The organism is Lysinibacillus sp. Y5S-8 (assembly GCF_036894365.1).
Classification (GTDB): Bacteria; Bacillota; Bacilli; order Bacillales_A; family Planococcaceae; genus Lysinibacillus; species Lysinibacillus fusiformis_D.
In genome coordinates, this window is sequence record NZ_CP145889.1 from 1,066,058 (window position 1) to 1,081,278 (window position 15,221).

Annotated in this window: 12 protein-coding genes; all 12 read left to right on the forward strand. The window is 39.5% G+C overall.

Going from position 1 to position 15,221, the window contains the following annotated elements; all coding sequences use genetic code 11:
- Nucleotides 1-150: 150 nt before the first annotated feature.
- The 12 genes from V6670_RS04965 to ffh all read left to right on the forward strand — a co-directional run bounded on the left by V6670_RS04965 (nt 151) and on the right by ffh (nt 15,184).
- Nucleotides 151-1,302 (forward strand): amidohydrolase, encoded by a 1,152-nt coding sequence (locus V6670_RS04965; RefSeq protein WP_338652930.1) that lies wholly within the window; start codon nt 151-153, stop codon nt 1,300-1,302.
- 143 nt (nt 1,303-1,445) lie between these two features.
- The gene (recG, locus tag V6670_RS04970) at nt 1,446-3,491 is read left to right on the forward strand and encodes an ATP-dependent DNA helicase RecG (protein WP_338652932.1); all 2,046 of its coding nucleotides are present in this window, start codon (nt 1,446-1,448) and stop codon (nt 3,489-3,491) included.
- Between the two features lie 131 nt (nt 3,492-3,622).
- Complete coding sequence (gene fapR, locus V6670_RS04975; RefSeq protein ID WP_036124838.1) at nt 3,623-4,195, forward strand: transcription factor FapR; 573 nt, start codon at nt 3,623-3,625, stop codon at nt 4,193-4,195.
- A gap of 2 nt (nt 4,196-4,197) precedes the next feature.
- Nucleotides 4,198-5,190, forward strand: a complete 993-nt coding sequence (plsX, locus tag V6670_RS04980; RefSeq protein ID WP_338652933.1) for a phosphate acyltransferase PlsX — start codon at nt 4,198-4,200, stop codon at nt 5,188-5,190.
- A gap of 18 nt (nt 5,191-5,208) precedes the next feature.
- Nucleotides 5,209-6,162, forward strand: a complete 954-nt coding sequence (gene fabD, locus V6670_RS04985) for an ACP S-malonyltransferase (protein ID WP_338652934.1) — start codon at nt 5,209-5,211, stop codon at nt 6,160-6,162.
- A complete protein-coding gene (fabG, locus tag V6670_RS04990; protein WP_058843497.1) occupies nt 6,155-6,901 on the forward strand; it encodes a 3-oxoacyl-[acyl-carrier-protein] reductase in 747 nt (248 codons plus the stop codon). The genes fabD and fabG overlap by 8 nt, the downstream gene beginning before the upstream one ends.
- A 58-nt stretch (nt 6,902-6,959) precedes the next feature.
- Nucleotides 6,960-7,196, forward strand: coding sequence for an acyl carrier protein (gene acpP / locus V6670_RS04995; protein WP_036124798.1), 237 nt, complete (start codon nt 6,960-6,962; stop codon nt 7,194-7,196).
- Between the two features lie 441 nt (nt 7,197-7,637).
- A complete protein-coding gene (gene rnc, locus V6670_RS05000; RefSeq protein WP_036124796.1) occupies nt 7,638-8,402 on the forward strand; it encodes a ribonuclease III in 765 nt (254 codons plus the stop codon).
- Between the two features lie 3 nt (nt 8,403-8,405).
- Nucleotides 8,406-11,987, forward strand: coding sequence for a chromosome segregation protein SMC (smc, locus tag V6670_RS05005; RefSeq protein ID WP_058843498.1), 3,582 nt, complete (start codon nt 8,406-8,408; stop codon nt 11,985-11,987).
- A complete protein-coding gene (ftsY, locus tag V6670_RS05010) occupies nt 11,984-13,276 on the forward strand; it encodes a signal recognition particle-docking protein FtsY (RefSeq protein ID WP_338652937.1) in 1,293 nt (430 codons plus the stop codon). The genes smc and ftsY overlap by 4 nt, the downstream gene beginning before the upstream one ends.
- 201 nt (nt 13,277-13,477) lie before the next feature.
- Nucleotides 13,478-13,813 carry a putative DNA-binding protein gene (locus tag V6670_RS05015; protein WP_036124788.1) on the forward strand — a complete coding sequence of 112 codons (336 nt, stop codon included), beginning with the start codon at nt 13,478-13,480 and terminating at the stop codon, nt 13,811-13,813.
- Between the two features lie 12 nt (nt 13,814-13,825).
- Complete coding sequence (ffh, locus tag V6670_RS05020; RefSeq protein ID WP_036124787.1) at nt 13,826-15,184, forward strand: signal recognition particle protein; 1,359 nt, start codon at nt 13,826-13,828, stop codon at nt 15,182-15,184.
- Nucleotides 15,185-15,221: the final 37 nt, after the last annotated feature.

The window sequence follows — 15,221 nt, forward strand, 5'->3', positions numbered from 1 at the left end:
GCTATCTAAAAAGGTAGCATGTTTTTATATTGGTTTAGTTGCGAATGATTTTAGTATAATAAAATAAGCACCCATTTTGTAAGGGTGGCTTTATAAGACGCTCCATTCCTTTGTAGGAACGCTCAAGGTAAATTAAAAGGAGTTTTTTTAGTGGAAATAACTAATCTACAATTTTTAACAAAACAAGCTATAGAAGATCGTCGTTATCTTCATCAATATCCAGAGCTTTCTGGACAAGAATTTGAAACAAGTCAATTCATTCGTAAACGATTAGAGCAGCTTCAAATTGAAATATTAGAGTATGATCCTCCTAGTGTAGTGGCTATGATTCAAGGAACAAAAGGTACGAAGACAATTGCCTTACGAGCAGATATAGATGCCTTACCAATTGTTGAAGAAGGTGATAAGCCCTATATCTCTCAAAAGCCAGGTGTGGCACATATGTGTGGTCATGATGGGCATACAGCGATTTTATTGGCAGTAGCACAATGGATAGCGATGAATAAGGAAAAAATCGAGCCAAATATTATGCTTATTTTCCAATCAGCTGAGGAAATCACGCCAAGTGGAGCAGATTTTTTAATTCAAAATGGCGTGCTAGAAGATGTTGATGCTATTTTTGGTATTCATTTATGGCAGGGTTTAGAGAAAGGGAAAATAGGCTTAACGCATGGGCCAATGATGGCTTCGGTCGATGATTTTGAAATTGAGATTCAAGGTCATGGTGGACATGGTTCAATGCCTCATGAAACGATTGATCCCATTTATATTGCGAGCCATTTAATGCAAGCCTTTCAGAGTATCATTAGTCGAACAATCAATCCTATTGAGGCTGGTGTTATTACAGTAGGAAATATTCAAGCAGGAACAACGTATAACATTATTCCAGAGACAGCAAAATTAATAGGAACGATTAGGGCATTAACTCCTGAAACAGTAGCTACCATTCAAACGAAGATGGTAAGTTTAACAGAAGGGATTTGCCATGCTTTTGGGGCGAAAGGGACAATCGATTTTATTATAGGGACGCCTCCCCTTATCAATGATCCTCAGCAATCACGCTTCGTAGAATCTATCGTTTGTGAAAATTTTGGGCAGGATGTATTCGAGCTTGTTGATCCAGTGATGGGGGGCGAGGATTTTTCATATTATTTAAAGCATAAGCCAGGTGCATTTATTTTTGTTGGGATGGGTGGCGAAAAAAGCCAATATCCACATCATCATCCAAAATTTGATTTAGATGAAGATGTCTTTCCTGATGCCATTAAGCTTTTTATTGACATGATTTTGCAATATAAATGACAGACGTTTATAACCCTATCATGCATTGATGGGGTTTTTGCTTATGTGTAGAGGCTGTGAATTAATATATGATACATTAGATAGAGGAAGCTAGGATGGTTACATAAAGAGTACCACTTGAATGAAGGGAGTTGTGGGATAGGATGACTGAATTATTTAGCCATGTCAATGAAGTGAAAGGCATCGGGAAAGAAACAGCAGCACATCTTGAATCACTAGGCATCAATACAGTAGCTGATTTATTATGGACGTTCCCACATCGACATGAAGATTTTCGTTTAAAAGATTTAGCGCAAACACCACATAACGAACGCGTTACAGTTGAGTGCAAGGTAGAACGTGAGCCTACGATATTATTTTTAGGTCGTAATAAATCAAGACTTCAGGTAACAGTTTTGGCAGGACGTCACTTAGTAAAAGTTGTATTTTTCAATCAAGGCTATTTAAAGCAAAAGCTTGTACCGGGTTCCATTATTACTGTGACGGGGAAATGGGATCGTGGTAGACAAGTAATCAATGGTACAACTGTCACATTTGGGCCAAAAACAGATCAAGTAGACTTTGAGCCAGTGTATAGTCTGAAAGGTTTGATTCCACAAAAAAGATTTCGTAAATATATGCGACAAGTGTTAGATGATTTTGGTGCAGAGCTACCAGAGGCGATTCCATATTATTTACAGGAGTCCTATAAGCTTGTTCCGATACGAGAGGGCTTGGAGGGTATCCATTTTCCGCTGGATGCTGGGCATGCTAAACAAGCAAGAAGACGCTTTGCTTATGAGGAGCTATTAAACTTCCAATTGCGTATACAGGCATTACGTAAAACGCGGAAAGAGAGTGAGCGTGGCACAATCATTCAGTTTGATGTGCATAAACTACGAGCATTTATTGCTTCATTGCCCTATGAATTAACAAATGCTCAAAAACGAGTGGTTAATGAAATTTGTAAAGATTTGAAGGAACCACATCGAATGAATCGTTTGCTGCAAGGCGACGTAGGTTCTGGGAAAACAGTAGTAGCGGCAATCGGTTTATATGCAGCTGTGACAGCGGGCTTTCAAGGAGCCTTAATGGCACCAACTGAAATTTTAGCGGAACAGCACTTGGAGAACTTAAAAGAATGGTTTCAACCCTTTGATGTTCGTGTTGCTTTGTTATCTGGGTCAACTAAAACAAAGGAGAGACGAGGGATTTTAGCAGATTTGGCAAATGGTGATCTTGACATTATCATTGGCACACATGCGTTAATTCAGCCAGATGTTATATTTCAAAAGCTAGGTTTTGTCATCACAGATGAGCAGCATCGCTTTGGTGTGGAACAACGTCGAATTTTGCGTGATAAAGGGGAGAATCCAGATGTTCTCTTTATGACTGCTACTCCTATACCGCGTACACTGGCTATTACTGCATTTGGGGAAATGGATGTATCAATAATTGATGAAATGCCAGCGGGCCGTAAACAGATTGAAACGCATTGGATGAAAAAAGAGCAACTCGGCTCTGTGATGTCCAAGCTAGAATTGGAGCTAGCGGCTGGAAGACAAGCTTATGCTATTTGTCCACTTATTGAGGAATCTGATAAGCTTGATGTTCAAAATGCTGTAGAAATTTATGAGCAATTAGCCACTTATTTTAAAGATCGTTATCAGGTCGGTTTAATGCATGGACGTTTATCAGCCGATGAAAAAGATGCGGTGATGCGCGATTTTAGTGAAGGAACAATTCAGCTTTTAGTTTCTACAACAGTTGTGGAGGTAGGTGTTAATGTACCGAATGCTACCTTTATGATTGTCTATGATGCTGAGCGCTTTGGTCTAGCGCAATTGCACCAGCTCCGAGGGCGTGTCGGGCGCGGTGAGCACCAGTCATATTGTATTTTACTTGCTGATCCTAAGTCTGATGAAGGGAAAGAGCGTATGCAGTCGATGACGGAAACGAATGATGGTTTCCGTTTAGCCGAAAAAGATTTAGAATTAAGGGGACCAGGGGACTTTTTTGGTAGAAAGCAAAGTGGTTTGCCAGATTTTAAAGTAGCTGATTTAGTACATGATTATCGTATACTCGAGACCGCAAGAAAAGATGCAACAGAGATGCTTGAAACAAAAGCGTTTTGGCAGGATGCTGACTATCAATACTTGCGTAAAATGCTAGAAGAGTCTGGTGTATTACAAGGAGAGCGCTTCGATTAGTATTGAGGGCTTATGAGCATAGGAGAATGTAAGTACTTGATTTTAAAACAAGTCTTGCATTCTTTTTTTATACTCTATATACTGATATTAGTACCAAGTGCTAATAACAACTCAAAAGGTGGCGAATGATGTTGAGACGAACGAAAAAAGAGCGACAGCGACTACTATCTGAAACGATAGCTGAAAATCCATTCGTCACAGATGAACAGCTAGCAACACAGTTTCAGGTAAGTGTCCAAACAATTCGTTTAGATCGTATGGAGTTATCTATACCAGAATTACGAGAGCGAATTAAAGATGTTGCTTCTAAAAACTATGAAAATGAAGTAAAATCTCTACCGATTGATGAAGTCATCGGAGAAATTGTAGATATTGAATTAGATAATCGAGCACTATCGATTTTTGATGTACAAGAAGAGCATGTTTTTCAGCGCAATGGCATCGCACGTGGACATCATTTGTTTGCACAAGCAAACTCATTAGCGGTTGCAGTAATTGATGACGAACTAGCATTAACCGTACATTCCAATATTACATTTGTGAAACCTGTACGTGCTGGAAATCGTGTTATTACAAAAGCGATTGTTATCGGACGAGATGATCTTAATCATCGTACAAAAGTCGAGGTAACATCTACCGTAAATGGTGAAACCGTTTTTGTTGGTGAATTTGATATGTACCGCACGAAAGGTAAAGGTGAGTAACAATGAAATTAGCGCTTGATGGAATGGGTGGAGACAATGCACCAAAATCAGTTGTTGAAGGTGCACTCTTAGCATTAGAGCAAATCCCAAATTTAGAAATCCAATTATATGGTCAGCAAGATAAGCTTGAGCCATTTTTAAAACAACATGATCGATTAACAATCATACATTGTGAGGAAGTAGTAGAAGGAACGGATGACCCTGCACGTGCTGTTCGTAGAAAAAAGGATTCTTCAATGGCTCGCATGATGGAAGCGGTGGAAGAAGGTAGAGCAGATGCTTGCCTATCTGCTGGGAATACCGGAGCGTTAATGGCAGGGGGCTTATTTAAAGTTGGCCGAATTGAGGGGATAGCCCGTCCAGCTTTGGCTACAACATTACCGACATTGGATGGTAAAGGCTTCTTAATGCTTGATTTAGGAGCAAATGCAGATGCACGACCAGAGCACTTAGTGCAATATGCGATTATGGGTGATATTTATGCTAAAAAGGTTGGGGGCTTACAAAAACCACGAATTGGCCTATTAAATATCGGTACCGAGGAAAAAAAAGGTAATGAATTAACGAAAGCTGCCTTCGAATTATTGAAGGAAGCTGATTTGAATTTTATTGGCAATGTAGAAGCGCGTGATTTGCTTGATGGAGTAGCGGATGTTGTTGTAACAGATGGCTTTACAGGCAATATGGTGTTGAAGTCTATTGAAGGGACGGCTGGCGCTTTATTTTCAATGTTAAAAGAGGCATTTATGTCATCAACGAAAACGAAAATTTCAGCAGCACTCATGAAAAATAATTTACGTGACTTAAAAAATAAAATGGACTACACAGAGTATGGTGGTGCAGGGTTGTTTGGCTTACAAGCACCTGTAATTAAAGCGCATGGCTCATCGAATGCAAAAGCAATTTTTAGTGCGATTCGACAAGCTAATACGATGGTAGAGCATACTGTTATTTCGACGATTACTGATACAGTACGTCACTTAGAAATTGATTAAACAAAGGGGATTATTCAAATGACGAAAATAGCATTTATTTTTCCAGGACAAGGTTCGCAAGTAGTAGGGATGGGTCAAGAGTTTGTTGAAAATGCAGCAGACAGTAAAGCATTTTATGATCGTGCAGATCAAGCTCTTCAATTTGAATTATCTAAGTTAATGTTAGAAGGTCCAGCTGAGGAGTTAACACTGACATACCACGCTCAGCCAGCACTTCTTACTACGGGTGTAATGGTAGCTGAAAAGCTGCGTGCAGCAGGAATTCAGCCACACTATGCTGCGGGTCATTCGCTTGGAGAATATGGTGCATTGGTTTTAGCAGGCGTAATGTCATTTGATGATGCCATGTCTATCGTGCATAAACGTGGTCTTTATATGAATGAAGCTGTACCAGCAGGGCAAGGAGCGATGGCAGCGATTCTAGGGATGGAATTAGAGGCATTGAACGCAGTTACAGAGCTGGTTTCAGCAGCGGGTGATTCTGTTCAGGTAGCCAATGTGAATTGTCCAGGACAAATTGTTATCTCAGGCACTAAAGAAGGTGTAGATAAAGCGATTATTGCTGCAAAAGAAGCAGGGGCAAAGCGCGCAATACCTTTAGTTGTGAGCGGTCCATTCCATTCTGAATTGATGCGACCATCCTCAGAGAAACTGCAAGCAGCATTAGCAGAGATTACTTTATCTGCACCTGAAATCCCGGTTATCGGCAATGTAATGGCGAAGGAATTAAAGGATGTACCAGCGATTCAGCAGGAGCTAGTTGAACAGGTATATAGTGCAGTGCAATGGGAAGCATCTATGCGTGAAATGATTGCACAAGGTGTCGATGTCTTTATCGAATGTGGACCTGGCAAAGTATTAAGCGGTCTCTTGAAAAAAATTGATCGTTCAGTTGCTGCTTATTGTGTCTATGATGAAGCATCATTAGAAGCGGTTTTAGAAGCGTCGAAGGAGTGGTCAATCAATGCGTAAATTAGAAGGTAAAGTAGCTGTTGTAACAGGAGCTTCAAGAGGGATTGGACGTGCTATTGCTGTAAAGCTTGCTGAGGAAGGTGCTAAGGTTGTAGTGAACTATAGTGGCTCGCAGGCAAAAGCGGAAGAAGTCGTTGAGATGATTCAAGCAAACGGAGGGGAAGCCATTGCGGTGCAAGCTAGCGTTTCACAGACGGAAGAAGTAACCGCATTAATGGATGCCGCTGTGAAAACATTTGGTTCACTTGATATTTTAGTGAATAATGCAGGTATTACTAGAGATAACCTATTAATGCGTATGAAGGAAGACGAATGGGACGATGTATTAAATACGAATCTTAAAGGGGTCTTCCTTTGTACAAAAGCGGTAACACGTCAAATGATGAAGCAGCGTGCAGGTCGTATTATTAATATTTCTTCCATCGTTGGTGTAGCGGGTAATGCTGGTCAAGCAAACTATGTTGCGGCTAAAGCAGGTGTTATTGGACTCACAAAAACGACGGCAAAAGAATTAGCTTCACGCAATATTTTAGTTAATGCTATTGCGCCAGGCTTTATTGAAACAGAAATGACAGAGCAACTACCAGAAGATATTAAAAAAGGTATGCTTACGCAGATTCCTCTTGCGAAACTTGGACAGCCGGAGGATATTGCCAAGGCAGTGGCTTTCCTTGCTTCTGATGATGCTAACTATATGACAGGGCAAACGCTTCATATAGATGGTGGTATGGTAATGTAATTTCAATTAGGCATATACGCTGATTTTTTGTATAATCATTTGAGGGGAGGTGAATCATTTGTCTACAGTATTAGAACGTGTAACAAAAGTAATCGTGGACCGTTTAGGTGTTGAAGAAAGCGAAGTAACACTTGAAGCTTCTTTCCGTGATGATTTAGGTGCTGACTCATTAGACGTAGTTGAACTTGTAATGGAACTTGAAGACGAGTTTGATATGGAAATTTCTGATGAAGATGCTGAAAAAATCTCAACAGTAGGTTCTGCAATTTCATACATCGAAAGTAAATTAAACTAATTTCGTTAAAACTTTATTTAGCGAAAATGGATCACCTTTATAGATGTGATGGTCATCATAATACACAATGGTATTTATGATAGCATGAATAAAGTAGAAATAGTTTGTCTGCTTTGACTTGATAGAAGAAGCAGCTTCAATGAACAAAGATGTATTCAAAGGGGACGAAATAGATCGATTTTCGATCTATTGACGTCCCTTTTTCATGTTAGAAATCGGGGGCATAATGTCTAAAATTTTTTTGAGCTGACGACTGGAGTTAACCAAAAATCGTCCCACAAGCATTCAACTTTCATTTTAGAGGAGATCATTTTCTATGAATAAGATAAATTTTCGAAAAAATTTCCAAAACATTGTGTTTAAGCCGAAATACTTTTGCATAAACGCCTTGAAAAAGGTACACTAAAACGGTAGAAACTATTAGGAAGGCAGATTTGTTCAATGGCTATGAAAAGAAAAGGAACTATGCAGAAATCTGGCGTACTTCCTGAAAAAGTACGCAACCAATTCGAGCTGTTACAGCATGAATTAAATATCACTTTTATTAATAAAAATTTATTGTATCAAGCATTCACGCATTCATCTTATGTGAATGAGCATCGCCGTAAGCTATTTACGGATAATGAGCGTCTTGAATTTTTAGGAGACGCAGTACTTGAACTATCTGTTTCTAAATATCTTTTTGAGAAATACCCAAATATGAGCGAGGGTGAGTTAACAAAGTTAAGAGCTTCTATCGTTTGTGAGCCATCACTAGTTATTTTTGCGAATGAATTAGGCTTTGGACGCTTCGTTTTACTTGGAAAAGGTGAGGAATTAACAGGTGGTCGGGAACGCCCAGCGCTACTTGCAGATGTGTTTGAATCATTTGTAGGTGCACTCTATCTAGATCAAGAATTACAAACGGTCGTGTCGTTTTTAGAGCGTATCGTGTTCCCAAAAGTAGAAGTAGGTGCTTTTTCGCATGTGATGGATTTTAAAAGTCAATTGCAAGAAATGGTACAACAAACCAATAATGGACTTCTTCATTACGAGATAATCGATGAAAAAGGCCCAGCACATAACCGTACCTTTGTATCAAGCGTATTATTGAACGGGCAAGAGCTTGGTATTGGTCGTGGAAAATCAAAAAAAGAAGCCGAGCAGCAAGCTGCACAATGTGCAATGCGAATGATGCGTGAAGAAGCTGCAAAAGAGGAGGCTTAATAGATGTTCCTAAAACGACTAGAAGTGATTGGCTTTAAATCCTTTGCGGAGCGCATTGGAATTGATTTTGTACCCGGTGTTACAGCGGTTGTTGGACCAAATGGCAGTGGAAAAAGTAATGTCACAGATGCGATTCGTTGGGTACTTGGGGAGCAATCGGCAAAGTCGTTACGTGGAGCAAAGATGGAAGATGTTATTTTTGCTGGCAGTGACTCTCGTAAGCCACTCAACTTTGCAGAGGTAACACTTATATTAGACAATACTGACGAGCAACTTGCTTTTTCTTATACAGAAGTCAGCGTAACAAGACGCGTATACCGTTCAGGTGATAGTGAATATTTATTAAATAACCAACAGTGTCGCCTGAAGGATATTACGGACTTGTTTATGGATTCAGGGCTTGGGAAAGAGGCATTTTCAATTATTTCTCAAGGCCGTGTTGATGAAATCTTAAATAGCCGCCCTGACGACCGTCGTTCGATTTTTGAAGAGGCAGCTGGCGTTTTAAAGTATAAAATAAGAAAGAAAAAAGCAGAGCATAAGCTTGTAGAGACAGATGAGAATTTGTATCGTGTATTAGATATACTCCATGAATTAGACAACCGATTAGAGCCGCTTGAAATGCAGGCTTCTAGTGCGCGAGACTATGTCCAAATGTCTACCGAGCTAAAAGATTTTGATATTGCCATTCTTGTGCATGATTTTAAAAATTGTGCACAATCTTTGCATGCACTAAAAGCTGAATTTACCGAGCTGTCTGCAACTGAGCAACAACAAGCTCAAAATATTGCAACAATCGATATACAGACAACCAATATTCGCAAGTTATTAAAAGAACTTGATGATTATTTGGATGTTTCACAGGCTGATCTTGTCAATGCCACAATGGAGGTAGAGCGTTGGGATGGTCGTAAGGCACTAATGGCTGAAAAACGACAAAATGCTTCCAATCAACTACTGCAGCTGAATGCGACATTACAAGAAGCAAAAGAAGAAGTAGACGTACTGCTTGTACAAGAACAGGAGAAAAAAGAAGCATTTTCAGAGAAACAGCAAGCACTCTCCATACTCAAGCAGAGCATTAAACAGTTAGAACAGTCATTAAATCGTTCTGTTACGGAAATTGAACAAGAAATTGAAGAACAAAAAAATCGATATATTGATTCATTGAATGAAGAAGCAACTATTAAGAATGAATTGAAAAATATCGATCAGCAATTAGCGCAACAAAAGGCTATGGCAGCAAGAATGTCCAATCAAACTGATGAAATTGGACAAGAGCTTACGCAAATTGTTGCTGAGAAAGAAAAGCTAGTCGCTGAACACACTTCCACAACAAATGATTTGCAAGCTAAGCTTGAACAATATGAGTCGCTGCAAGTTCAGTTGAAAAATACAAATTCTTCCTTTGCTGAGAAACAGGATATGCTGTATAAAGCTTATCAGCATCAGCAGCAATTAAAGGCGAGAAAAGATACATTAGCTGAATTGGAAGCCGATTTTTCAGGATTTTTCCAAGGAGTTAAAGAAGTTTTGCTTGCTCGTGATAAAGGTGAATTACAAGGAATTGAGGGGGCTGTCGCTGAATTACTACAAGTTGAGGGGAAATACTCTCAAGCGATAGAAACAGCTTTAGGTGCAGCCTCTCAGCATATTGTCACAACGAATGAACGACATGCACAGCAAGCCATTCATTGGTTAAAGCAAAAACGAGCTGGACGAGCTACTTTTTTACCAAAAACCGTGATGAAGTCACGTAAAATTAATCCAGCTACGATCCAACTAGCGATAGAGCATCCAGCTTTTATTCAAATAGCAGATGCGCTTGTGACATTTAATGAAGATAATCGTACAATTGTTGAAAATCTTTTAGGGCATGTCATTGTGGCAGCAAATCTGGAAGGGGCCAGTCAAATCGCTCGATTATGTGGTTTCCGATACCGAGTGGTCACACTTGATGGAGATATTGTCAATGCAGGGGGGTCTTTAACGGGTGGTGCTATGAAACAGCAATCCTCACTCTTTACAAGAAAAGCCGAATTAGACGATTTAATCCTCAAGCTAGAGTCATTACAGGATTCCATTTATAGTGCCGAACAGGCTGTAGCAACCGAAAAAGACAAGCTTGCAACACTTCGAGATCAAGTAGAACAGTTAAAGCTTGAAGGAGAGCAATTACGAAAAGATGAGATGCAACAGGCTGGTCGTATCCGCGAGTTAGAGGTTGTTGAAAAAAGCTTATCAGCCCGAGTATCTTTTACTTCAACTGAAACTCAAGATGTAAAAACACGTGAGGAAGCATTGTTATCACAAAAGCAAGAGGCAATGGAGCGATTAAACGCACTAGCCGATGAGCTTGTCGAAATCAATGATACTGTCGAGCAATTAAGTAAGGTAAAGCTACAAGGTGAGACAGAGAAGGACGTATTACGAGAGCAACTAGCGGAAAAACGTTCACAATTAGCAGTAATGCAAGAACAAATGTCGCAAGTTCAAATTTCCACTGCTGAGCTAGCACTACAATTGAACAAAGCTCAACAAAAAGTTGAAAATATTTCTCAGGAAATATTATGGCTTCAATCCGATGAATCGACAAATCATTTAAGTGATGAAGAGGTTGAGGAGCAGGTAATCACATGGAAAGCGAGAAGAGATGCCTTACAAGAGACTATTTCTCGAAAGAAAGAGGAGAAGGTAGGGCAACAACAAGAACTCACAACATTAGAAGAACAACTGAAAGAAATGCAACGTATACATAAAGGATACCTTGAAGCAATACGTGCAAATGAGTTGAAACAAAGCCGTTTAGAATTTGAAATGGATAATTTCAAAGAACAACTCGAAGAAAACTATCAGTTAACATTCGAAGAGGCAGAGGAAGAAGCTCTTTCGATAGAAGACGAAGAGTTCGTACGACGCCGTGTGAAACTGTTGAAAAAATCCATTGAAGAGCTTGGTCCTGTTAATTTAGGGGCGATTGAGGAATATGAACGAGTACTTGAACGTCATACATTCTTAACTGAACAACGAGAGGATTTACTTGCTGCACAGGAAACATTGCATGAAGCCATTAAAGAAATGGATGAAGAAATGACATTGCGCTTTAGTGAAACGTTCTATGCAATACGAGAACAATTTAAACTTGTTTTCCGTGAATTATTTGGCGGTGGGCAAGCGGATTTAGTGTTAATTGATCCGCAAAATTTACTAGAAACAGGCATTGAAATAGTGGCACAACCTCCAGGGAAAAAACTACAAAATTTAAGTTTGCTTTCTGGTGGTGAGCGAGCACTGACAGCAATTGCCTTATTATTCTCTATCCTAAATATACGACCTGTACCATTCTGTATTCTCGACGAAGTAGAGGCGGCTTTGGATGAGGCAAATGTTGTGCGCTATAGCCAGTATTTAAAAAGATTTAGCCGTGACACACAATTCATTGTTATTACACATCGTAAAGGGACGATGGAGGGAGCTGATGTCTTGTATGGTATAACAATGCAAGAATCGGGTGTATCAAAACTCGTATCAGTAAAATTAGAAGATGAACCCGTACTTGCGGAGCAAAGGAGCGAACAAGCATGAGTTTTTTTAAGCGTTTAAAAGATAAATTAATGGGAAATCCAGCCGAGGAAGAAAAACTAGAGGCGCTTGACAACGAGCAGGATGCTGATCTTCAAGAGCTAGATCTAGATGAAGCAAACGAAACGGCTGCTATTGAGACTGTTGATGTAGAAGTGGTTGAGCAAATAGAAGAATCTCCAGAGATGGAAATTGTGAAAGAAGCAGCAGTAGAACCTTCAACTGAAATAGAAAAAGAACAACCAGAAATACAGCCGGAAGTACAAGATCTGGAAGTACAAGAGCTAGCAGTTGTTGAGGATACACCAGTAGAGGAGAAAAAGCCTTCTGCTTGGTCGATTACACAAAAATTCAAGGCTGGTCTTGAAAAAACACGTAATTCCTTTACTTCTAAAGTGAACGACCTTGTTGCGCGTTATCGTAAAGTGGATGAGGATTTCTTTGAAGAATTAGAGGATTTATTATTACAAGCTGATGTCGGCTTTGAAACAGTTATGGAGCTAATGGATAAACTGCGTTTCGAAGTACAACGTAAAAATATAAAAGATACGAACGGTATCCAAGCCGTGATTTCTGAGAAGCTTGTAGAAATTTATGAGCAAGGTGAAGAAGATTTAATTGATCTAAATATGCAGCCAGATGGTGAGCTGACAGTTATTCTATTTGTCGGAGTAAATGGCGTTGGAAAAACGACAACGATCGGCAAACTAGCGCATCGCTTAAAAACACAAGGGAAAACCGTTGTTTTAGCTGCTGGTGATACGTTCCGTGCTGGTGCGATAGATCAATTACAAGTATGGGGAGATCGTGTCGGTTGTGAAGTTATCAAACAATCTGAGGGCTCTGATCCAGCGGCAGTCATGTATGATGCGATTCGTGCAGCCAAAAATAGGAAAGCCGATGTATTAATTTGCGATACAGCTGGTCGCTTGCAAAACAAAGTGAACTTAATGAATGAGCTTGAAAAGGTACATCGTGTCATTTCACGTGAAATTCCAAATGCGCCACATGAAGTATTATTAGCATTAGATGCCACAACAGGCCAAAATGCACTTGTGCAAGCACAAACATTTAAAGAAGCAACGAATGTAACAGGTATTGTTTTAACGAAGCTAGACGGTACAGCTAAGGGCGGTATTGTGCTTGCTATTCGCAATAAGCTGCACATTCCTGTGAAATTTGTTGGTCTTGGTGAGAAAATGGATGATCTACAGCCATTTGATGCTGAACGATATGTTTATGGTTTATTTGCCGATGGTTTGGATAAAGAATTAGAAAATAATGAAGATTAACAGCGAACATCGCTGAGTAATTTTATAAAACGCTCGACTGTGTATAGGTGAATTGACTTGTTTAAAAGAGTAATACTAGCTAAAGGCGTAAAATATGCCTGCAAGCAGACATTTAAGCTTTTAGACAAGGAGATTACCTTGACACAGACGGGCGCTTTTCGTTATGATACAAATGACTAATAGCGGGAGGAGAAACATTCGATGCTACTTGAAAAAACAACACGCATGAACTTTCTCTTCGACTTTTATCAAGCATTATTAACAGATAAGCAAAGAAGTTATATGGAACTATACTATTTGGATGATAACTCTCTAGGAGAAATCGCTGAATCGTATGGAGTTTCACGCCAAGCTGTTTACGATAATATTCGTCGAACAGAAGCGATGCTTGAGGAATATGAAGAAAAATTATGTTTACTTGAAAAATTTCAACAACGTACCCAAATGCTGTCACAGCTTACAATGGGGATTACAGAGAAAAGTATGACAGATGAACAGCAGTTAGCACTTATTGAACAGCTGAAAGAATGGGATTAGGAGGCGAAAGCAATGGCTTTTGAAGGATTAGCGGAACGACTCCAAGGAACGATCCAAAAGATTAAAGGCAAAGGGAAAGTATCAGAGCAAGACGTTAAAGAAATGATGCGAGAAGTCCGATTTGCTTTAATCGAAGCGGATGTTAACTTAAAAGTAGTCAAAGAGTTTGTGAAAAAGGTAAGTGAGCGTGCTGTCGGTGTTGAAGTTATGCAAAGCTTAACACCAGGGCAGCAAGTTATTAAAATCGTACAAGATGAATTAACGGAATTAATGGGTGGCGAACAAAGCCCTATTAAGTTTAATACAAAGCCGCCAACAGTCATTATGATGGTCGGTTTACAAGGTGCGGGTAAAACGACGACTACAGGAAAACTGGCAAATGTCTTACGGAAAAAATTTAATCGTAAGCCATTACTAGTTGCCGCAGACGTTTATCGCCCAGCAGCCGTTCAACAGCTACAAACATTAGGTAAACAGTTATCATTACCTGTTTTTGCTTTAGGAACCGAGGTATCTCCAGTAGAAATTGCTCGTCAAGCAATCGAATTGGCAAAGGAAGAGCATCATGATGTGGTAATTATCGATACGGCTGGTCGTCTTCATATCGATGAAGATTTAATGCAGGAATTAAAAGATATTCGTGCATTAAAAGAGCCAGATGAGGTATTCCTTGTTGTCGATGCTATGACAGGTCAGGATGCTGTCAATGTGGCAGAAAGCTTTAATGAGGCCATTGGTATTACAGGAGTTGTTTTAACAAAACTTGATGGTGATACTCGTGGTGGTGCTGCATTATCCATTCGTTCTGTAACGCAGAAACCGATTAAGTTTGTCGGTATGGGTGAGAAAATGGATGCGCTAGAGCCTTTCCATCCAGAGCGTATGGCATCTCGTATATTAGGCATGGGAGATGTTCTGTCGCTGATCGAAAAGGCGCAAGCAAATGTAGATGAAGCAAAAGCCAAAGAATTAGAAGAAAAATTCAAGTCCCAAACCTTTACATTTGATGATTTCGTTGAACAATTACAACAAGTCAAAAAAATGGGACCACTTGATGAAATTTTAAAAATGCTCCCAGGTGCAAACAAAATCAAAGGCTTGGATAATGTAAAAGTAGATGATAAACAAATGGGGCGTGTAGAGGCCATTATTTACTCGATGACCCCTGCTGAAAAGACCAACCCAGAAATCATAAATGGTAGCCGTAAAAAGCGTATTGCTAAAGGCTCTGGGACATCTATTCAAGAGGTGAATCGTCTCATTAAGCAATTCGATGAAATGAAAAAAATGATGAAGCAAATGACTGGAATGGCAAGTGGTAAAGGCAAGAAAAAAATGAAATTACCAGGCTTTGATTCATTGTTTAAATAATAATTTTTAGGTGTTAAGAAAAAACACTTTACAAACA

Coding starts and splice junctions, on each gene's coding strand:
- recG (WP_338652932.1), top strand. CDS start 1,446: ATGACTGAATTATTTAGCCATGTCAATGAAGTGAAAGGCATCGGGAAA.
- plsX (WP_338652933.1), top strand. CDS start 4,198: ATGAAATTAGCGCTTGATGGAATGGGTGGAGACAATGCACCAAAATCA.
- fabD (WP_338652934.1), top strand. CDS start 5,209: ATGACGAAAATAGCATTTATTTTTCCAGGACAAGGTTCGCAAGTAGTA.
- fabG (WP_058843497.1), top strand. CDS start 6,155: ATGCGTAAATTAGAAGGTAAAGTAGCTGTTGTAACAGGAGCTTCAAGA.
- rnc (WP_036124796.1), top strand. CDS start 7,638: ATGGCTATGAAAAGAAAAGGAACTATGCAGAAATCTGGCGTACTTCCT.
- smc (WP_058843498.1), top strand. CDS start 8,406: ATGTTCCTAAAACGACTAGAAGTGATTGGCTTTAAATCCTTTGCGGAG.
- ftsY (WP_338652937.1), top strand. CDS start 11,984: ATGAGTTTTTTTAAGCGTTTAAAAGATAAATTAATGGGAAATCCAGCC.
- V6670_RS05015 (WP_036124788.1), top strand. CDS start 13,478: ATGCTACTTGAAAAAACAACACGCATGAACTTTCTCTTCGACTTTTAT.
- ffh (WP_036124787.1), top strand. CDS start 13,826: ATGGCTTTTGAAGGATTAGCGGAACGACTCCAAGGAACGATCCAAAAG.